Here is a 20,725-nt window from a genome sequence, read left to right as displayed (position 1 = left end):
GTACGGGTCAGGGGTCCCAGGACCGCCTCGGCGGCGCGGTGACGGCGACCGGCGGCGCCACGGAGGCCGCGAGCGGCGCGGGTTCCAATGCCGCCCCGGGCGTCACCGTACGGGTGCCGGCGAAGGTCAACGTCCAGCTGGCGGTCGGCGCGGCGCGCCCCGACGGCTTCCACGGCCTGGCCAACGTCTTCCTCGCCGTCTCGCTGTACGACGAGGTCACGGCGGCACCCGCCGCCGAGCTGACCGTCACCTGCGAGGGACCGGACGCGGACAAGGTCCCGCTGGACCGGACGAACCTCGCCGCGCGCGCGGCGGAGCTGCTCGCCGCCCGGCACGGCATCTCCCCGGACGTGCGTCTGCACATCGCCAAGGACATCCCGGTCGCCGGCGGCATGGCGGGCGGCAGCGCGGACGGCGCGGGCGCGCTGCTCGCCTGCGACGCGCTGTGGGGCCTGAACTCCTCGCGCGCGGAGCTGCTGGAGATCTGTGCCGAGCTCGGCAGCGACGTTCCGTTCAGCCTGGTCGGCGGGGCGGCGCTCGGTGTCGGACGCGGCGAGATCCTGACGGAGCTCCCCGTGGGCGGCACGTTCCACTGGGTGTTCGCCGTCGCGGACGGCGGGCTGTCGACCCCGGTGGTGTTCGGCGAGTTCGACCGGCTCACCGAGGGTGTCGACGTGCCCGAACCCGCGGCCTCCCCGGCGCTCCTGGAGGCCCTGCGTACCGGCGACGTGACCGCCCTGGCCGGCGCGCTGGCCAACGACCTCCAGCCGGCCGCCGTGTCCCTGCGGCCCGCTCTGAACGCCACCCTGGAGGCCGGTACGGCGGCGGGAGCCCTGGCGGCCCTCGTCTCGGGCTCGGGACCGACGACGGCGTTCCTGGTGAAGGACGCGGAGGCCGCGGACGCCGTGGCGGCCGCCCTGATCGCCTCCGGCACCTGCCGCACGGCCCACGTGGCCATGTCGCCGGCGCCGGGCGCGACGGTCCTGCCCCAGCCCTAGAACCTGGCCCTGGGCCCTAGCCCTTGCCCTTGCCCTTGCCCTTGCCCAGGTTGAGCGTGGCCAGGAGCAGGTTCGGGTCCTTCACCGGCTCGATGAAGGACGAGCTGGTGACGTAGACGGTCTTGTCGCGCACCGCCACGGAGGTCGGGTTGGAGAGCCCGGCCTGCTCCGTGAGCACGATCTCGTGCGTGCCGTCGGGACGTACGAGAGCGATGTCGTTGTCCATGAACAGCGCGGCGAGGACGGTGTCCCCCTTCCCGGTGAAGCCGAAGTCGTCGATCCACATGAGCCCGGTCGCCCGGGTCTCGATCGGGCCGGCGCTCTTGTCGGCGCGTACGGGGATGCGCAGCAGGGTCTGGCGGTCGGTGTTGGACACCCACACGGCGCCGTTGTGGAACTTGAGCCCGTTGGCGCCGACGCCGAAGCCGGCGGGCGGGGCGACGGGCTGGAGCGCGGTCCCGGTGGCCCAGGCCGTGGGCGTACCGCCCTCCTGCGGGACGCTCCACACGGTGCCGCGGACCGAGTCGGCGACGTAGAGCGTGCCGCACTCCTCGTCGAGGGCGAGGGCGTTCGGGAACCCGTCGGCCGGAAGCTCGGCGATCTGCACGGGCGGGGCGCCGTGGGGGCCGATGCGCCAGACGCCGGTCTCGCTCGTCCCGGTCGCGTATGTGACATAGAGGGTGCCGTCGTGGGCGCGGGTGATACCCAGGACCGCGGCCACTCCGATGACGGGGGTGTTCGGGTTCGCGACGGCGGGCAGGGTCGCGAGGATCCGCGTGTCGCCGTCCTTGCCGACGCGGGCCACCTGCCGGGCGAACGCGAACGTCACGTTGGCGGAGCCGTCGGGCGAGAGGACGATGTTCTCCGGGGTCTGGCCGGCAGCGAAGTCGAAGTGGGCGACGATGCGCGGATCGGTGACGATCGGCTCTCCGGCGGAGGTGGGCGCGGAGGCGAGCAGAGCGAGGGTGAGGGCGGCCGTGGCGGTGATCGCCAGGCGTGGGAGTCCGGGCATGGACCTCTCCTTGGGCGGGCTGGAGGTGCCGGGTGTGCCCGGCACCAGAAGAACATGACGATGCGCCAGCTCGGGAGAGCGGCAGCCGTGGCCGGGGGATCGCCCGCCCGGCCGACGACATGGGGCCGGTTGGCAGGCGCGCGGGCGGTGCCGGCGGAGTGGCGGATACGCTCCGGGGCCGGGGCCGTCCGGCGGCGCATGTCCGGCACGGGGGAGTGGCTCCGGCACGTACGTGGTGGGCCCAGCTGCCCCTCCGTATCGCCGCCGCGGCCGTCCTGACCGGCCTGCTGGTCACCGCCTTCCGCCGCTTCGAGCGCCCTGCCCCCGCGGCCCCCGCGCGCCCGGCGGCGGCCCTCCCCCAGGCTCCGGCCGGGGGGACCCCCATCTCGCTTCGCTCGCCGTCGTCGGCGTCACCCTGGCGCTCTTCGGCGTCCTGGGCCTGTCCATGGTCGGCTTCGGGGGCCTTCTGGAGAGCCACTCGGCGACGCTGATCGCGGTCGAGGTCACCGCCCCGATGGCGGTGGCGATGGCCCTGGCGGGCTGGCTCCTGGTCGAACGGGCGGGCCGCGGACGGAACGCGCGAATGCCCTGACCCCAGGTCAGATGTGTTGCCGGACAACAGCCGTCGAAGGTTCCACGAGGCCGCCGGAGGTTCAGGTCCGGGCCGGTGTTCACCCGCGCGGCCAGGCTTCGGACCGTGCGCACTCGCACGTAGGCGTACCCCTACGCTGGATTTCTTGCGGTGGTGGATTCGAGCAGTGCGACGGACGGGGTGTGACAGGTGACGGGGGCGAACGGCGCGGAACTGGTCGGCGAGGTTCTGGGCGGGCGGTACCGCGTGACCGCGACGATCGGGCGCGGTGGCATGGGTGTGGTCGCCCGGGCGGTGGACCAGTTGCTGAACCGTGAGGTCGCGGTCAAGGTGCTGCGGGCCTATACCGACGCCTCGGCGGCCGAACTGGCCGATCTGCGGGTACGGATGCAGCGGGAGGCGCAGGCCGCGGCCCGTATCCGGCACAGCGGCGTGGTCACCGTGCACGACGTGGTCGAGGAGCGGGGACTGCCGGTCATCGTCATGGAGCTCGTCGACGGGCCCTCCCTCGACGACGTGCTGACGCAGCGCGGCCCGCTGGACCCGCGTGAAGCGGCCGCCATAGGCGCCAAGCTGATGGACGCGCTCGACGCGGCTCACCGGGCCGGGGTCCTCCACAGGGACGTCAAGCCCGGCAACGTGCTCCTCGAACGCGCCGAGCGAAGCGAGACGGGGCTCCCCCCGGCCGGAGGCGGAGGCTGGGGGAGGGTCGTGCTCACCGACTTCGGCATCGCCACCATGGAGACCTCCGGCGACGACGCCATGGCCAAGTTGACCCAGAGCGGTCAACTCGTCGGGTCCCTCGACTATCTGCCGCCGGAGCGCGCACAGGGACAGGACCCCGGCCCCGCCTCGGACATCTGGTCGCTCGGCATGACGCTGTACGCGGCGGTGGAAGGCACGTCGCCCTTCCGACGCACGTCGGCCTGGTCCACCTTGTCGGCGATCGTCACCGAGCCGCTGCCGGAGCCGGTGCGAGCGGGACCGCTCGCACCGGTGCTCCGGGCGCTGATGGCCAAGGAGCCGCACCGGCGGCCCGACGCCGGGCAGGCGCGCGAGATGCTGGAGGCGGTCGCCACGGGCGGGGGCATGGACCCCGCGCCGGGGTACGCACAGGCTCCGCCCGCTCCCGGTCCCGTCACCCCGGCTCCCGGTCACGTCACCCACGCCCTTGGCCACGCGTCCCCGGCCCCCGGTCCCGTGACCCCGGCTCCCGGTTCCATGACCCAGGCTCCCGGTCCCGCCACCCCGGCTCCAGGTTCCATGACCCAGGCCCCCGGTCCCATGGCCCCGGCTCCGGCGGCCGCTTTCGTACCGGCGCCGGCCCCCGGGCCCGTCACCCCGCCCGGTTCCTTCGGTTCCGCCGCCGCGCCGTTCCAGCAGCCCGGCGTACCCGGCGCCGGGCAGCCGGGCTTCCCGCCCGGATCGCCCACCGGGGGTGCGGGGCGCTCCGAGACCCGTACCGCGACCGTCCGTGCGCGCCGCCGTCGTACCCGTACCGTCGTCGCGGCGGCGGTCGCGACCGTCGTCGTCGGTGGCGGCGTCGCCTACGGGCTGATGAACACGGAGAGCGAGCCGGCCGGTGGCCCGCAGGCGGCACGACCCACGGCGAGCGCCCCGGCCGACGGCGACATGTCCGGTGGCGCCGGCTCGGGCGGCGACCCGACCTCCCCAGGGGACCTGACGTCCATGAGCCCCGGCGAGACGCCCGCCGGCACTCCCTCGGACGGGGGCGGGAAGTCAGGTGCCACTCCGACGACGCCCGGCGACGGCGACAAGCCGACCGCGACCCCGACCGCCTCCGCGAAGCCGACGCCCACGCCCAGCACCACGGCGAAGGAGCCCACCCCGGTCTCGACGGCGTGCACCGGATGGGCCCACTCGAACGGCAGCGACGGCTACGGATACCTGTCCCAGAACTCCCACCTCTACACCGGGCCGTACGCGGAGTGCGGCTGGGTGACCGCGGTCAAGGACGGTGCGAAGGTCTACTACCACTGCTACGTCACCAACGCCCACGGCAACAAGTGGATCTACGCCCGTATCCAGGGCACGGAGTCCGAGGGCTGGGTGTTCGCCGACAAGACCACCGGGGGGAGCGGCGCCCTGGCCCGCTGCTAGGGGGCGTCCTGGCCCTGCCCGGTGCGGGGCCGGGTCTCGGAGGAAAACGCCGCACGTCGTCCCACCGGCCCGGCGTCTACCCTTGGACGTCGATCCATCCCCCCGTACAGGAGTCAAAGTGGCCGTCAATCTGGTCAATGTCGAGGCTGTCAGCAAGGTGTACGGCACACGTGCCCTGCTCGACGGTGTCTCGCTCGGCGTCTCCGAGGGCGATCGGATCGGCGTCGTGGGCCGCAACGGCGACGGCAAGACCACCCTCATCCGGATGCTCGCCAAGCTGGAGGAGGCCGACACCGGGCGTGTCACGCACAGTGGCGGGCTGCGGCTCGGGGTGCTCACGCAGCACGACTCGCTCGACCCGAAGGCCACCATCCGGCACGAGGTCATCGGTGTCATGGCCGACCACGAGTGGGCCGGCAGCGCCAAGATCCGTGACGTGCTCACCGGGCTCTTCGGCGGGCTCGACCTGCCCGGGTTCGAGCAGGGCCTCGACACCGTCATCGGCCCGCTCTCCGGTGGCGAGCGCCGCCGGATCGCGCTCGCCAAGCTCCTCATCGACGACCAGGACCTGATCGTCCTCGACGAGCCCACCAACCACCTCGACGTCGAGGGCATCGCCTGGCTCGCCAAGCACCTCCAGGAGCGCCGCTCCGCGCTCGTCTGCGTCACCCACGACCGCTGGTTCCTCGACCAGGTCTGCACCCGCATGTGGGACGTGCAGCGCGGAGACGTGCACGAGTACGAGGGCGGCTACTCCGACTACGTCTTCGCCCGCGCCGAGCGCGAGCGCATCGCCGCCACCGAGGAGGTCAAGCGGCAGAACCTGATGCGCAAGGAGCTCGCCTGGCTGCGGCGTGGCGCCCCCGCCCGTACCTCCAAGCCCCGCTACCGCATCGAAGCCGCCAACGAGCTGATCGCCGACGTGCCGCCGCCGCGCGACACCTCCGAGCTGATGAAGTTCGCCAACGCCCGGCTCGGCAAGACGGTCTTCGACCTGGAGAACGTCACCGTCACCGCCGGCCCCAAGACGCTGCTCAAGCACCTCACCTGGCAGCTCGGCCCCGGCGACCGCATCGGCCTGGTGGGCGTCAACGGCGCCGGCAAGACCTCCCTGCTGCGGGCGCTCGCAGACGCGGCCGTGACCCAGGGCGACATCCAGCCCGCCGACGGGAAGATCGTCGTCGGCAAGACCGTACGGCTCGCCTACCTCTCCCAGGACGTCACCGAACTGCCCGCGACGCTGCGCGTCCTGGAGGCCGTCCAGCAGATCCGTGACCGGGTCGACCTGGGCAAGGGCCGGGAGATGACCGCCGGTCAGCTCTGCGAGCAGTTCGGCTTCTCCAAGGAGAAGCAGTGGACACCCGTCGGCGACCTCTCCGGTGGCGAGCGCCGCCGGCTCCAGCTGTTGCGCCTGCTGATGGACGAGCCGAACGTCCTCTTCCTCGACGAGCCCACCAACGACCTGGACATCGAGACCCTGACCCAGCTGGAGGACCTCCTCGACGGCTGGCCCGGCTCGATGGTCGTCATCTCCCACGACCGGTTCTTCATCGAGCGCACCACCGACCGGACCTTCGCGCTGCTCGGCGACGCGACGCTGCGGATGCTGCCGCGCGGTATCGACGAGTACCTGGAACGGCGTCAGAAGATGATCGAGGCGTCGGTGCCGACCCCGGCCGCCGCGGCGCAGAGCGCGCAGCAGAAGCCCGGTGTCTCCGCCGCGGACGCCCGCGCGGCGAAGAAGGAGTTGCAGAAGGTCGAGCGGCAGCTCGACAAGGTCTCCCAGAAGGAGGCCAAGCTGCACACGCAAATCGCCGATAACGCCACAGACTTCGAGAAGGTCGCGAAGCTGGACGCGGAGCTGCGGGAACTGGCCGGGGAGCGCGAGGAGTTGGAGATGCGCTGGCTGGAACTGGCAGAGGACGCGTAGAGAAGCCGTGCAGGACGCGTAACGAGGGCATCACGGGCCGGTCCTCCCTTGGGAACAAGGGACGGACCGGTCACTTTTGCGCCAACCCGGGAGTGGTAGAAAGAAAACCCGCTCACATCAAGGGGGAACGCTGATGACCCAGCCGCCCAGCAACCAGCCGCCGGGCTTCGGCGCATCGAAGGATCCGCAGGACCACGGCTCGGGACAGGGCGTCCCGCCGATGCCCCCGGTCCCGCCGCAGGCTCCGCAGGCACCTCAGGCTCCGCAGACACCTCAGGCTCCGCAGACTCCTCCGCCCGCCGCGCCCGGTCCGTACACCCAGCCGCCGCAGCCCGGTTACGGCTATCCGCAGCAGGCGCCGCAGCCCGGCTACGGCTACCCCCAGCAGCAGCCGCAGCCCGGCCCGTACGGCCAGCCGCCGCAGCCGGGTCCCTACGGCCAGCAGCCCGGCCCGTACAACCAGCAGCCCGGTCCGTACGGTCAACCCGGTCCCTACGGCGGCTACCCCGGCCAGCCCCAGTACCCCGCCGCTCCCACCCCCTCCGGTGGCGGCAACTTCTTCAAGGGCAAGCCGGGTGTCATCGTCGCCGCGGCCGTGGCCGGACTCCTCGTCATCGGCGGCGGCACCTGGTTCGCCCTCAGCGGTGACGACGAGAAGGAGCCGATCGCCAAGCCGACCGCGACCAGCGGCACTCCGAAGGCGTCCGAGTCCGTGGACCAGGGCGACGGCAGCGGCGACGGCCGCAACGCCGAGGACGACCTCAACGCCGGCCGCAAGGCCGGCGAAGCGAAGATCAACTGGCTGCTGAAGAACAATGTCGACCTGCCCCGCAACGGCGCCGACGTCTTCGGCCCGTGGATCGTCGGTGACGTCGTCGTCAAGGGCATGTACAAGAGCCTCGACGGCTACAGCCTCAGCGACGGCTCCGCCAAGTGGCACCTGGACCTGCCCTTCGAGCTGTGCACGACCGCCCCGGAGCCCGCCGCCGACGGCAGCCTCGTCATCGGCGTCAACGACAGCGCCGGCGACCGCGCCAAGTGCACCGAGCTGCAGAAGGTCGACCTCAAGACCGGCAAGGTCGGCTGGAAGAAGTCCGTCCCCAAGGGCACCGGCTTCAGCTCGCTGTCCGACACCACCCTCGCCGTCAGCGGCAACACGGTCACCGCGGCCGGCACCGGCAGCTCGCACGGCTACTCCCTCGCCGACGGGCGCGACCTCTTCACCGGGCCGACCAGCGGCTGCAAGCCCTACGCGTTCGCGGGCGGTGCGAAGCTGATCGCCGCGGCCAGCTGCCCCACCAGCGACTACAAGAACAAGCAGGAGCAGATCAGCGAGGTCGACCCGAACACCGGAAAGCCCCGGTGGACCTTCAAGCTCCAGCCCAACTGGGAAGTCGACAAGATCTACTCGGTGAACCCGCTGGTCGTCTCCGCCCAGCAGCGTGACGAGAAGAAGTGGACCGTCTTCGCGGTCACCGCGGACGGCAAGCTCCGCTCGCAGATCGAGGGCGGCAAGGACAAGTACGCGCCCAAGTGCGGCGGCGGGTTCGTCGTCTTCGGCCGCAACCTCCAGGGCTGCACGGGCGTGGCCGCCGACGCCAACACGTTCTACATGGCCACCGAGGCCGCCTACGGCACCGCCAACGCGGTCGTCGCCTTCGATCTGAACACCGGCAAGTCCAAGTGGCGCGCCTCTGCCCCGGCCGAGCGGACCATGACCCCGCTGCGCATGGAGGGTGCGGACGTCCTGCTCTACGTGGACGCCTCGTACGACACCGGCGGCGGTGTCGCCACCCTCGCCCCGACCGGCGGAGCGCCGAAGATGCTGCTCCAGCACCCGGCGTCGACGGCCCAGATCGAGAACACCTTCTACGACGCCGGCTACGCCTACGGCAACGGCACGTTCGTGGTGTCCAGCGGCCGGGTGAGCGCGTCGAACGACAAGCAGGAGAAGGAAGTCAAGACGATGATGGCCTTCAGTAAGTGATGGTCCGACAGCGATGAGCACTCCGCAGCAGCCGGCTCCGCCCGAACCGACGCACGGACCGTACGGACGGCTCAATCCGTACGGGGGCGGGCAGCCCGGCCCGTACGGACCGCCCCCGTCGGCTCCACCGCCGACGCAGCAGCAGCCGCAGGCCGAGCCGCCCGGTGGCCGCAGGCGCCGCACGACCGCCGTGATCGCGGCGGTCGTGGCGGCGCTGCTCGCCGTCGGCGGTGTGACCTGGTACGCCCTCTCCGGCACCGGGGAGCGCAAGGACGACAAGGCGGCGTCCCCGAGCACGACTCCCACCGTGGGGATGCCTTCCCCGAAGCCCTCGGGTCCCCCCGGGCCGGACGCCGCCGCCGCGGCCGACTACAACAAGGGCCGCGGCCCCGGCGACGCCTCCGTCCTCTGGGTCCGCAAGAACGACATCGACGTGCCCCAGCTCGGCGGCTTCATCTTCGGCCCCTGGGTCGACGGGGACATCGTCGTCACCGCCATGTACCGCACGGTCACCGCTCATTCGGTGAAGGACGGCACGGTGAAGTGGCGACTGACCCTGGACACCGAGATCTGCAAGGCGCCGCATCTGCCCTCCGAGGACGGGAAGATCGCGCTCGCCCTCAAGGACAAGCTCCACGCGGAGTCGGGCGACTGCCGACGGCTCCAGATGGTCGACTTGCGCACCGGCAAGCTCGGGTGGCAGCAGAAGGTCGTGCAGGAGGACACGTTCGACTTCATGACCAACTACTCCATCGCGATGAGCAGTGGAACGGTCACCTTCGGCAGGCACGGGTACTCGACCGGCTACCGCCTCAGCGACGGCAAGAAGCTGTTCGGCCGGTGGGACAAGAGCGAGTGCCAGCCGTACGCGTACGCCGGCGGCCCCAAGCTCGTCGCCGCGGTCTCGTGCCCGACCGCCGACGCGGACAAAGCGCAGGAGGAGATCCACGAGGTGGATCCGGTGACGGGCAAGTCCCGCTGGAAGTACCGGCTCCCGGTCGGCTACCGGGTGGACCACGTCCTCTCCGTGCGGCCGCTCATCGTCTCGGCCACCAACCGCGCCCAGGGCGGCCACGGCATCGTCGTCCTCAACGAGGACGGAACGAAGCGCACCTCGCTCCAGGGCGACGGCCAGTACGCCGAGGGCTGCGCGGACGAGTCCACCCACGACGGCAATCTGCAGCGCTGTCAGGTCGTCGCGGACGACTCCACCGCCTACATCGCCACCCTCGCGCCGTCCAAGGGCAAGGCGAACGAGATCGTCGCCTTCGACCTGAACAGCGGCAAGGTGGTCCGGCACATCCCGGGGATCCCGGGACGCATGGCCTGGCCGCTGCGGATGGAGGGCGGCTCGCTCGTCGTCCGGATGGCGGCGCTGCTCGACGAGCCCAGCTCGTTGGCCACCGTCGCACCGGGCGCGAGCAAGGCCGTCGAGCTGCTCCGCATTCCGCGCGCCGCGGGGCGCGCCGCGTCGCGCTACTACGCCTCCCCGGCGCTGTACGTCGACGGCCGGTTCATCCTTGTGCAGAGTCTCATCGCGGGCACGACCGACAAAGAGGAACGGGAGAGGGAGACGCTGATGGCCTTCGGCAAGTGACACCGATTCCCCACCCTCCTTCCGACACCTCAGAGGTACTCACGCCATGACCCAGCCACCGCCCCCGCCGAACCAGCCGCCGGGCCCCCCGCCGAACCAGCCGCCCGGCCCGCCCCAGGGGGGCTTCGGCGCGCCCCAGGACCCCCCGCCCGGCGGGTTCGGCGCGCCGACGCCGCCGCCGGAGCAGCCCGGTTACGGGTATCCCCAGCAGCCGCCCACGCAGCCGCAGTACGGATACCCGCAGCCGCCGACGCAACCGCAGTACGGGTATCCGCAGCCGCCGACGCAGCCGATGGGGGCACCTCCCGGGCCGCAGGGGTACGGCTACCCCACCCAGCCGCAGTACCCGCAGGCGCCCGTGCCGGCCGGCGGCGGCAAGAAGCTGTCCACGCAGATGCAGATCGTGATCGCCGCGGTGGTCGCCGTCGCCCTGATCGTCGGCGGCGGCATCTGGTACGCCAACTCCGGTGGCGGTGAGGAGAACCCCAACGCCAAGGGTGGATCCGGCTCGACCCAGGGCCAGGGCGGGGACAAGGGCAACGGGCTCGGCGGCAACGGCAAGGAGAAGGTGCCCGCCAACACCCAGTCCAAGCTGTCCTTCCAGCTGCCGAAGCCGAAGGTCACGGACCTCACGGACGTGACCGGCTCCTGGATCACGGACAAGGCGTTCGTGAAGACGGGCGTCAACTCGATCGTCGCCTACGACCTCGACAAGGGCACTCCGCTGTGGACGCTGCCCCTGGCGGGCCAGGTCTGCGGCTCCTCGCGCCATGTCACGGCCGACCACAAGGTCCCGATCCTCTTCGAGGCGGCCAAGCGTGTCGCGCCGAAGTTCTACCAGCCGTGCACCGAGGTCGGCGTGGTCGACCTGGCCACCGGCAAGCTGGTGTGGTCGACGTCGGTCACCGGCGGTTCGGCCGGCGACCAGAAGGCGCGGTTCAGCGAGGTCACGCTGAGCGGCACGACCGTCGCGGCCGGCGGCACGGACGGCGGCGCCGCCTTCGACCTGGCCAACGGCAACCCGCGGTGGAAGCCGTCTGTCGACGGCAACAGCTGCTACGACATGGGGTACGGCGGCGGCGAGGGCATCGTCGCCGCGCGCAAGTGCGGGTCGTACGACGCCGGGTACGTCATGATCCAGAACCTCGACCCGATGACGGGCCGGCCGATCTCGCAGTACAAGATGCCCGCGGGCGTGAAGTACGCGTCGGTCGTCTCGACCAAGCCGCTGGTCGTCGCGGCCGACGTCGGCGACACCGCCGGTGACGGCAGCGGCATCTCGGACTTCTTCTCGATCGACGAGAAGACCGGCAAGCTGAAGGCCAAGATCGCGGCGAACGCGGACCGGTTCGCGGCCCGCTGCCGTTCGACCAAGGTCGAGTCGTGCTCCAAGGTGCTCGTCGGCAACAACCGGCTCTACCTGCCGACCGAGGAGCACGAGGGCTCCACCGGGGAGTACGGCGACGAGACCAACGAGATCGTCTCGTTCGACCTGGCCAACGGGAAGACGACCGCCGACAAGGCGGACGCCGGGGACCGGTACACGCTGGTGCCGCTGCGGATGGACGGCGGCAACCTCATCGCGTACAAGGTTCCGCCGTACGACAAGGGCGGACAGGTCGTCTCGATCGACGGCGGCACGATGAAGGCGACGGTCCTCATGGAGAACCCGTCGGACAAGTCGGTGCGCGACGCGGAGGACACCTTCAGCGAGGACTACTCCGAGATCCTCTACGGGAACGGCCGGATGTTCATCTCCGCGCTGATGGTCAGCAAGCCGCGTGAGTCGTCCTCCACGGACCTCAAGGAGTACCTGGCGCTGGGGTTCAGCACGAACTGACCCCGCCGGTGACCGGGACGGCCCGGCGCGTCGACCTGTCGATGCGCCGGGCCGTCCGTATGTCCGCCCCGGGCGATCCGGCCGGTCCGATCCGGCCATGGGACAGCGTCTGATGTTCCGCCAGGAGGTGTCCGAGCGAGGCGATTTCGGCCCGTGGGTGGCATTCCGTCGGAGTTCGGGAACGTATGCCCCCAGGAGCGTGTAGTTTGCCGGGTCATCGGAGTGCTGGGGCCGGGGGACGGCACCAGGGGGGATAAGGGGTTGCTCGATGGGCGTGCGGCTCATGGTGGTCGACGACCACCGACTGCTCGCCGAGGCGCTCGCCTCGGCATTGAAATTGCGCGGGCACCGGGTGCTCGCGGCGGCCGCCCCGGTGGCGGGCGCCGCGGAGCTGGTGGTGAGCCGGGCGCCGGAGGTGTGTCTGCTCGGCACGGCCGCCCCGGCCGAGCCGGGCGTCTTCGACCCGATCGTGCGGATCAAGCGCGAGCGGCCGCAGGTGGCCGTGGTCGTGCTCGGCCCGGTGCCCTCGCCGCGCGGGATCGCGGCCGCCTTCGCGGCCGGCGCGTCGGGGTACGTACGACACGACGAGCGCATCGAGGGCGTCGAGCGGGCGCTGATCAAGGCGCGGGCGGGGGAGACGGCGGTGGCGCCGCAGCTCCTCCAGGGGGCCTTCGCCGAGCTGCTCAACCCGGCGGTCCAGCCGGACGACGAGGGACAGCGGCTGCTCGGAATGCTGACGCCGAGGGAGGTCGAGGTCCTGGTCCGGGTGGCGGAGGGGGAGGACACCCGCCTGATCGCCGCGGGCATGGGCATCGCCCCGAGCACGGCACGGACGCATGTCCAGCGGGTCCTGATGAAACTGGGCGTCGGCTCCCGCCTGGAGGCGGCTGCGCTCGCCGCGCGGACGGGGTTGCTGGACCACGCACCCGTACCGGGCGCGCGGAGGGAGCACCCCTAGGGGCCGCGCGGGCCGCGTCCGTAGGAACCAACGTGCACAAAGCGCCCTGAGCGTTGACTGTCGATGTTTGGTTGTGGTTCCTTGTGCGTGGTTCTGTTTGGTTCCCTTCTGAGGACACCTTGTGAAGAAGACCGTCACCACGCTCGCCGACGGGCGCGAGCTCATCTACTACGACGCGCGGGGCGACGCCGTTCGCGACGGTGTCGACGCGCGGCCCCTCGATCCCGTCTCCTCCCGGTCCGAGATCCGGTACGACGCGCTCCTCGGGGACAACGTCGTCATCGCCTCGCACCGGCAGACGCGGACCTACCACCCGCCCGCCGACGAGTGCCCGCTCTGTCCCTCCGTCGACGGGCGGCAGAGCGAGATCCCGGCCGCGGACTACGAGGTCGCCGTCTTCGAGAACCGCTTCCCCTCCCTCGCCGGGGACGCCGGGCGGTGCGAGGTCGTCTGCTTCACGGCCGACCACGACGCGTCCTTCGCCGACCTCACCCCCGAGCGCGCCGCGCTCGTCCTCGACGCCTGGACCGACCGGACCGCCGAGCTCGCCGAGCGGCCCGGCGTCGAGCAGGTCTACTGCTTCGAGAACCGGGGCGCCGAGATCGGCGTCACCCTCGGCCACCCCCACGGCCAGATCTACGCGTTCCCGTTCACCACCCCCCGTACCGCCCTCCAGCTGCGCAACGCAGCCGAGCACCGGGCCCGTACCGGACGCAACCTCTTCGACGACCTCGTCGCCCGCGAGCGCGCCGACGGCGCCCGCGTCGTCCTGGAGAGCGAGCACTGGATCGCCTTCGTGCCGTACGCCGCGCACTGGCCGTACGAGATCCACCTCCACCCGACACGCCGGGTGCCCGATCTCCGGGCCCTCGACGACGCGGCGCGCACAGACTTCGCACAGATCTATCTGGAACTGTTGAGACGCTTCGACCGGATCTTCGGTCCGGACGAGCCGCCCACGCCGTACATCGCCGCCTGGCACCAGGCGCCGTTCGCCGGCGCGGACCGGGAGGAGTTCGGGCTGCACCTGGAGCTTTTCACCGTCCGGCGGGCGCCCGGAAGGCTGAAGTTCCTCGCGGGCACCGAGTCCGGCATGGGCGCGTTCATGAACGACGTGCCGCCGGAGGCGGCGGCCGAGCGACTCCGAGAGGTGGCGACCACATGAAGGCTGCGACATCCAAATACCTGGTGACGGGCGGCGCGGGATACGTGGGGAGCACGGTCGCCCGCCATCTGCTGGAGGCGGGCCACGAGGTCACCGTCCTCGACGACCTCTCCACCGGCTTCGCCGAAGGCGTCCCGGCCGGCGCGGAGTTCGTCGAGGGCCGCGTCCAGGACGCCGCGAGGTGGCTCGACGGCTCCTACGACGGCGTCCTGCACTTCGCCGCCTTCTCCCAGGTCGGCGAGTCCGTCGCCAAGCCGGAGAAGTACTGGGAGAACAACGTCGGCGGGACGATGGCTCTGCTGGCCGCCATGCGCGCGGCGGGCGTGCGCAAGCTGGTCTTCTCCTCCACGGCCGCCACCTACGGCGAGCCGGAGTCCGTCCCGATCACCGAGTCCGCGGCGACCGCTCCGACGAGCCCCTACGGCGCCTCCAAGCTGGCCGTGGACCACATGATCGGCGGCGAGTGCGCCGCCCACGGCCTCGCCGCGGTCTCGCTGCGCTACTTCAACGTGGCGGGCGCGTACGGCGACTGCGGCGAGCGCCACGACCCCGAGTCGCACCTGATTCCGCTCGTCCTGGAGGTCGCCCTCGGCCGTCGGGAGGCGATCCGCGTCTACGGCGACGACTACCCGACCCCCGACGGCACCTGCGTGCGCGACTACATCCATGTCGCCGACCTCGCCGAGGCCCATCTGCTCGCGCTCGGCGCCATGGCGCCCGGCGAGCATCTGATCTGCAACCTCGGCAACGGCAACGGCTTCTCCGTGCGCGAGGTCGTCGAGACGGTGCGCAAGGTGACCGGGCACGCGGTTCCCGAGGTGACGGCCGCGCGCCGGCCCGGTGACCCGGCGGTGCTCGTCGCCTCGGCGGAGTCCGCGCGCGAGCGGCTCGGCTGGATTCCGTCCCGCCCGGACCTGGCGGACATCGTGCGCGACGCGTGGGCGTTCGCGAGAGAGCGGGAGCGGGGACGCGGATGAGCGTGGCGGGCGAGTTCGAAGCGCTGTACGGGGCGGCGCCGGAGGGCGTCTGGGCCGCCCCCGGGCGCGTCAACCTGATCGGTGAGTACACCGACTTCAACGAGGGCTTCGTGATGCCGCTGGCCCTGCCGCACGCGGCCGTGGCCGCCGTGTCCCGGCGTGACGACGGGGTGCTGCGGGTGCACTCCGCGGATGTCGAGGGCGGGGTCGTCCAGCTCGATGCCGACGCCCTCGAACCCCTCTCCGGCGCGGGCTGGGCCGCGTACCCCGCCGGAGTCGTCTGGGCTCTGCGCGAGGCGGGCCACCCGGTCACCGGGGCGGACATCCATCTCGCCTCGACCGTCCCGACCGGCGCGGGGCTCTCCTCCTCCGCCGCCCTGGAGGTCGTCACCGCGCTCGCCCTGAACGATCTGTTCGGGCTCGGTCTGAGCCGTCCCGAACTCGCCGTTCTCGCCCAGCGCGCGGAGAACGCCTTCGTCGGCGTCCCCTGCGGGGTGATGGACCAGATGGCGTCCGCGTGCGCGGACGACGGCCATGCGCTCTTCCTCGACACCCGCGACCTCTCGTACCGCCAGGTGCCCTTCGACCTCGCCGCGCGCGGGCTGCGGCTGCTCGTCGTGGACACCCGGGTGAAGCACGCGCTCGGGGACGGCGCGTACGCGGAGCGACGCGCCGGGTGCGAGGCCGGTGCGCGGGCGCTCGGTGTGCGCGCGCTGCGCGAAGTTCCGTACGTGCAACTGCCCGATGCTCTCGCGCGTTTGAGTGACGAATCGGTTCGCCGCTATGTCCGGCACGTCGTCTCGGACAATCACCGGGTCGAGCGCACCATAGCCCTCCTCGACGCCGGGGACGCGCGGGCGGTCGGCCCGGTCCTCACGGAGGGCCATGCCTCGCTCCGGGACGATCTGCGGGTCTCCTGCCCCGAGTTGGACCTGGCGGTCGAGGCGGCGAACGCGGCCGGGGCGCTCGGGGCGCGGATGACGGGCGGCGGCTTCGGCGGCTCGGCGGTCGTCCTGGTGGAGGAGCGGGCGGCTGACCAGGTGGCCGCGGCGGTGGAGAAGGCTTTCGCCGAGGCCGGGTTCACCACCCCGAGGATCTTCCCCGCGGTGCCGTCGGAGGGTGCGCGACGGCTCTGAATGCCCGGAAAGAGCCCCTCAATTGTCGACTTCTGTCGCGATCGGACACATGCGTCGCAGCTGTACCGAGGTGTTCGGCCACTTCTGCGAATCGGCTTCCGTGGCGGCGCCCCGCCCGTACTCTGATGCACAGCGCCGGTGGGGGCCGGTGCTGATCAGGGGGCGAGACCAGTCGGGTACGGCGTTCGGGACGGGGTAACAGTCACTGCACGGCGGCGGCCGTGCGGTCGACGGACCCCCGTCCCCGGCGCCGTACCCGCGCCGGTCCGTTCCTCGACACTTGGGGGTGTCCGTGGGTCGCATCCGGGTCCTGGTGGTGGACGACCACCGCATCTTCGCCGAGTCTCTGGCGGCCGCGCTCGCGGCGGAGCCGGACGTCGACGTGTCCGCCGCGGGCAGCGGCCCCGCCGCCCTGCGCTGTCTGGACCGCGCGGTCGCCGAAGGGCGCCGGTACGACGTGATGCTGATCGACGCCGACCTCGGCGCGGTCGCCGGGCCGGCGGCTTCGGTCGCGGTGGCCCGGGTCGTACCGGACAACGGCGAGGGCGTCGTCGACGGCATCTCGCTCGTCGCCGGGGTCCGTTCGGCCCAGCCGGCCGTCCGTACGGTCGTGCTCGCGGAGAAGGACGATGCCCACCGGGCCGCCCTCGCGCTGCAGGCCGGGGCCTCGGGATGGGTCGCCAAGGACTGCTCGCTGCAGCGGCTGCTCGCCGTGATCCGCGGTGTCCTGCGCGACGAGACGCATCTGCCGCCCGCCCTTCTCACCGGTGTTCTACGGGAGCTGACGGCGGCCCGGAAGCACCGGACCGAGAGCGAACAGCTGGTCGAGTCGCTGACCCCGCGCGAGGTGGAGGTGCTGCGCTGCATGGTGGCGGGCCTGGGGCGCAAGGCCGTGGCCGAGCGGCTCTTCCTCTCCCCGCACACCGTCCGTACGCACATGCAGAACGTGCTCGGAAAACTGGGCGTGCACTCCACGCTGGCCGCGGTCGCCCTGGCGCGCCGGGCCGGTGTCGGCCCCGCCGAGCTGGGCGGGCATCCGCTAGCCGGGGATGTTGTCGAACGGGGCGGTCAGCTGGCGTAGCAGCCCCGCCAGTTCGCCCCGCTGGGTGCGGGAGAGCTGGGCCAGGATGGCCCGCTCCTGGGCGAGCAGCCCGGCGAGCGCCTGGTCGGCCCGGTCGCGGCCCTCAGGGGTCAGACGGACCAGGACCCCACGCCGGTCGCTGGGGTCGGGCAGCCGCTCGACCAGACCCTTCTTGGTGAGCCTGTCGATGCGGTTGGTCATGGTGCCCGAGGTGACCAGTGTCTGGGTGAGGAGCTGGCCGGGGGAGAGCTGGTACGGGGCGCCGGCGCGGCGCAGCGACGTGAGGACGTCGAACTCCCAGGGCTCCAGCTGATGCTCGGAGAATGCGAGCCGACGGGCGCGGTCGAGGTGGCGGGCGAGCCGTGAGACGCGGCTCAACACCTCGAGCGGTTCCACGTCGAGGTCCGGGCGCTCACGGCGCCATGCAGCGACCAGCCGGTCGACCTCGTCCTCCATGTCGATCAGTGTAGAGGGTCTGTTGACATAAAGTCTCTTGACGTCAAGATATATTCCGCTGGACTATGGGGAAGGACCGGGCCGGAACCCTGTTCCGCTTCGGCAACTCGTTCCAGCAAGGGGGCTCGAACATGCATTCCGCACCATCCTCGGCGTCCACCGCACCGACATGGGACCCGCAGCAGTACCTCCGGCACTCCGGCCACCGCGCCCGACCCTTCCTCGACCTGCTCGCCCGAATACCACACCTCCCCACAGGTGACCGTCCCGCTCGGATCGCCGACCTCGGCTGCGGCCCCGGCAATGTGACCGTCCTGCTCGCCGACCGCTGGCCGGACGCCCACATCACCGGCTTCGACCTCTCACCGGACATGCTGGAACAGGCCGAGAAGGACTGGGCCGGCACCACGTCCGGCGGCGGCTGGCTGGACTTCCGGCGCGCCGACGCCGCCCACTGGACTCCCGAAGAGCCCTACGACCTGATCGTCTCCAACGCCGCCCTCCAGTGGGTCCCCAACCACCCCGAGTCCTTCGCTCCCTGGATCGACGGCCTCAAGCCGGGCGGAACGCTCGCCTTCCAGGTCCCCGGCAACTTCACCTCGCCGAGCCACGCCCTGCTCGGCGAACTCTGCGACGCCCCGCAATGGCGCGACCGCCTCCATGGCGAGGGGCGGCGATTCGTGCATGTCCTCGACGCGGCCGACTATCTGAACCGCCTTGCCGACCTCGGCTGCGAGACCGACACCTGGGAGACCACCTACTCACAACTCCTGCTCGGCGAGGACCCCGTCCTCGACTGGGTCAAGGGCACCGCCCTGCGCCCCGTACTGACCGCACTGGAAGGCGACCAGGAGGCGACCGACGCCTTCCTCGCCCAATACCGCGACCTGCTGCGCGAGGCATACCCCCCGGGGCCGCACGGCACGGTCTTCCCCTTCCGCCGCATCTTCGCCGTAGCGACGAAGCCGCGATGACGGAGCCGCGGTCGACCAAGCCCCGGTTACACCCGGGCGCCCCGCACCTGGACGAGGTGCGGGGCGCCCGTGAACCGCCGAACCGGCAGGTCAGCTCTTGCGATGCCCTATCAACCGCGGCTTCTGCTCGAGACCGTCCAGGCCGTGCCACGCCAGATTCACCAGATGCGCCGCGACCTCCGCCTTCTTCGGCTTGCGGACGTCCAGCCACCACTGGCCCGTCAGCGCCACACTGCCCACCAGCGCCTGCGCGTACAGCGGGGCCAGCTTCGGGTCGAAGCCACGGGCCTTGAACTCCAGACCCAGGATGTCCTCGACCTGCGTGGCGATGTCGCTGATCAGCGAGGCGAACGTGCCGGTCGACTGCGCCACCGGCGAATCGCGGACCAGGATCCGGAAACCGTCCGTGTACCGCTCGATGTAGTCCAGCAGTGCGAAGGCCGCCTGCTCCAGAAGCTCCCGAGGGTGGCCCGCGGTCAGCGCCCCGGTCACCATGTCCAGCAGCTGGCGCATCTCCCGGTCGACCACGACCGCGTACAGCCCCTCCTTGCCGCCGAAGTGCTCGTACACCACCGGCTTGGACACCCCGGCCTTCGCCGCGATCTCCTCCACCGACGTGCCCTCGAACCCCTTCGCGGCGAAGAGCGTCCGACCGATGTCCAGCAGCTGCTCGCGGCGCTCCGCGCCCGTCATCCTCACCCGGCGGCCACGCCGGGGCTTGTTCTCGCTGCTGCTGGTACTGCCGTCGATCGCCACGTTCTCCATCATGCCGCGTCGACGGGCTCGCCCCGGCGTCGGGCTTCGATCCGGGAGGCGTTCGGCCAGCGCACGTCGTACGCCCAGCCCAGCTGCTCGAACCAGCGGATCAGCCGCGCGCTGGAGTCGACCTGGCCCCGCAGCACCCCGTGCCGCGCCGAGGTCGGGTCCGCGTGGTGCAGGTTGTGCCAGGACTCGCCGCAGGACAGCACCGCCAGCCACCACACGTTGCCCGAACGGTCCCGGGACTTGAAGGGGCGCTTGCCGACCGCGTGACAGATCGAGTTGATCGACCACGTCACATGGTGCAGCAGCGCGACCCGGACCAGCGAACCCCAGAAGAACGCGGTGAACGCGCCCCACCAGGACATCGTCACCAGACCGCCGACCACCGGGGGGATCGCCAGGGACAGCGCCGTCCAGAAGATGAAGTCACGGGAGATCCGCCGGATCGCCGGGTCCTTGATCAGATCGGGCGCGTACTTCGCCTGCGGCGTGCGCTCCTCGTCGAACATCCAGCCGATGTGCGCCCACCACAGCCCCTTCATCAGGGCCGGCACCGTCTCGCCGAAGCGCCACGGCGAGTGCGGGTCGCCCTCCGCGTCGGAGAACTTGTGGTGCTTGCGGTGGTCCGCCACCCAGCGCACCAGCGGGCCCTCCACCGCCAGCGAGCCCATGATCGCGAGCGCGATCCGCAGCGGCCGCTTGGCCTTGAAGGAGCCATGGGTGAAGTAACGGTGGAAGCCGATCGTGATGCCGTGGCAGCCGATGTAGTACATCGCGACCAGCAGGCCCAGATCGAGCCAGGACACGCCGCCCCAGCTCCAGGCCAGCGGCACGGCCGCGACCAGGGCGATGAAGGGCACCGTGATGAACAGCAGCAGCGTGATCTGCTCGATCGATCGCTTCTTGTCCCCGCCGAGCGTGGCGGGGGGCAGGGCCTGTTCGGTTTCGAGCATCTCGGGGCTTGTGGTCATGGGTGTCCCCTGGGGATGAAGGGATGAGGATGAAAGTGAGCGGAACGGGACAAAAAGAGCGCGTGGCTACGCCTCCGTAACCTACGGCGACGTAAGTATGGCAGCGCGGTGGCGCGCGGCAAGAGGGCGCAAGAGGGGCTAGGGCGGAGTCCAGGGAATGGACACCTA

General features: G+C 71.5%; 16 protein-coding genes and 1 pseudogene. 13 read left to right on the top strand and 4 right to left on the bottom strand.

What is annotated here, in order from left to right; genetic code table 11:
• The first annotated feature begins 38 nt into the window (after positions 1–38).
• The gene (locus ACZ561_RS37150; protein ID WP_471004190.1) at positions 39–998 is read left to right on the top strand and encodes a 4-(cytidine 5'-diphospho)-2-C-methyl-D-erythritol kinase; all 960 of its coding nucleotides are present in this window, start codon (positions 39–41) and stop codon (positions 996–998) included.
• Between the two features lie 16 nt (positions 999–1,014).
• On the opposite strand, the gene ACZ561_RS37145 is transcribed toward ACZ561_RS37150, so the two are convergent.
• Positions 1,015–2,010, bottom strand: a complete 996-nt coding sequence (locus tag ACZ561_RS37145; protein ID WP_471004052.1) for a hypothetical protein — start codon at positions 2,008–2,010, stop codon at positions 1,015–1,017.
• A gap of 218 nt (positions 2,011–2,228) precedes the next feature.
• Between ACZ561_RS37145 and ACZ561_RS37140 the strand changes: the two are divergent.
• The 11 genes and pseudogenes from ACZ561_RS37140 to ACZ561_RS37090 form a co-directional block, all read left to right on the top strand.
• A pseudogene (locus ACZ561_RS37140) lies at positions 2,229–2,602 on the top strand (acyltransferase family protein); the annotation flags it as partial.
• Positions 2,603–2,791: 189 nt separating this feature from the next.
• Positions 2,792–4,723: a serine/threonine-protein kinase gene (locus ACZ561_RS37135; protein WP_471004050.1), complete on the top strand. Its 1,932-nt coding sequence runs from the start codon at positions 2,792–2,794 to the stop codon at positions 4,721–4,723.
• Positions 4,724–4,841: 118 nt separating this feature from the next.
• The gene (locus tag ACZ561_RS37130; RefSeq protein WP_471004048.1) at positions 4,842–6,653 is read left to right on the top strand and encodes an ABC-F family ATP-binding cassette domain-containing protein; all 1,812 of its coding nucleotides are present in this window, start codon (positions 4,842–4,844) and stop codon (positions 6,651–6,653) included.
• Positions 6,654–6,786: 133 nt separating this feature from the next.
• Entirely contained in the window at positions 6,787–8,640 is a 1,854-nt protein-coding gene (locus ACZ561_RS37125; RefSeq protein ID WP_471004046.1) for an outer membrane protein assembly factor BamB family protein, read from the top strand.
• Positions 8,641–8,653: 13 nt separating this feature from the next.
• Positions 8,654–10,237 (top strand): outer membrane protein assembly factor BamB family protein, encoded by a 1,584-nt coding sequence (locus ACZ561_RS37120; RefSeq protein WP_471004044.1) that lies wholly within the window; start codon positions 8,654–8,656, stop codon positions 10,235–10,237.
• A gap of 46 nt (positions 10,238–10,283) precedes the next feature.
• A complete protein-coding gene (locus tag ACZ561_RS37115) occupies positions 10,284–12,077 on the top strand; it encodes an outer membrane protein assembly factor BamB family protein (protein ID WP_471004042.1) in 1,794 nt (597 codons plus the stop codon).
• A 268-nt stretch (positions 12,078–12,345) separates the two neighbouring features.
• Positions 12,346–13,035: a helix-turn-helix transcriptional regulator gene (locus ACZ561_RS37110; protein WP_329119632.1), complete on the top strand. Its 690-nt coding sequence runs from the start codon at positions 12,346–12,348 to the stop codon at positions 13,033–13,035.
• Between the two features lie 121 nt (positions 13,036–13,156).
• Positions 13,157–14,200, top strand: coding sequence for a galactose-1-phosphate uridylyltransferase (galT, locus tag ACZ561_RS37105; protein ID WP_471004040.1), 1,044 nt, complete (start codon positions 13,157–13,159; stop codon positions 14,198–14,200).
• A complete protein-coding gene (galE, locus tag ACZ561_RS37100; protein WP_471004038.1) occupies positions 14,197–15,177 on the top strand; it encodes a UDP-glucose 4-epimerase GalE in 981 nt (326 codons plus the stop codon). The genes galT and galE overlap by 4 nt, the downstream gene beginning before the upstream one ends.
• Complete coding sequence (galK, locus tag ACZ561_RS37095) at positions 15,174–16,313, top strand: galactokinase (RefSeq protein WP_471004036.1); 1,140 nt, start codon at positions 15,174–15,176, stop codon at positions 16,311–16,313. Before galE ends, galK begins: the two co-directional genes overlap by 4 nt.
• Positions 16,314–16,605: 292 nt before the next feature.
• Positions 16,606–17,394: a LuxR C-terminal-related transcriptional regulator gene (locus tag ACZ561_RS37090; protein WP_376435393.1), complete on the top strand. Its 789-nt coding sequence runs from the start codon at positions 16,606–16,608 to the stop codon at positions 17,392–17,394.
• Here ACZ561_RS37090 and ACZ561_RS37085 read toward each other — a convergent pair.
• Positions 17,353–17,850, bottom strand: a complete 498-nt coding sequence (locus ACZ561_RS37085) for a MarR family winged helix-turn-helix transcriptional regulator (RefSeq protein WP_355114470.1) — start codon at positions 17,848–17,850, stop codon at positions 17,353–17,355. The two genes, ACZ561_RS37090 and ACZ561_RS37085, sit on opposite strands and share 42 nt — an antisense overlap.
• 131 nt (positions 17,851–17,981) lie before the next feature.
• Between ACZ561_RS37085 and ACZ561_RS37080 the strand changes: the two genes are divergently transcribed.
• Positions 17,982–18,824, top strand: coding sequence for a trans-aconitate 2-methyltransferase (locus ACZ561_RS37080; RefSeq protein ID WP_471004033.1), 843 nt, complete (start codon positions 17,982–17,984; stop codon positions 18,822–18,824).
• A gap of 90 nt (positions 18,825–18,914) precedes the next feature.
• Here ACZ561_RS37080 and ACZ561_RS37075 read toward each other — a convergent pair whose 3' ends face one another.
• On the bottom strand, positions 18,915–19,592 hold the full coding sequence (locus tag ACZ561_RS37075) for a TetR/AcrR family transcriptional regulator (RefSeq protein WP_471004031.1): 678 nt from the start codon (positions 19,590–19,592) through the stop codon (positions 18,915–18,917).
• Positions 19,589–20,557, bottom strand: coding sequence for an acyl-CoA desaturase (locus ACZ561_RS37070; RefSeq protein ID WP_471004029.1), 969 nt, complete (start codon positions 20,555–20,557; stop codon positions 19,589–19,591). Before ACZ561_RS37070 ends, ACZ561_RS37075 begins: the two co-directional genes overlap by 4 nt.
• Positions 20,558–20,725 lie beyond the last annotated feature (168 nt).

Source organism: Streptomyces sp. NPDC039609 (assembly GCF_055596705.1).
This window is presented reverse-complemented; position numbering and strand designations above follow the sequence as displayed.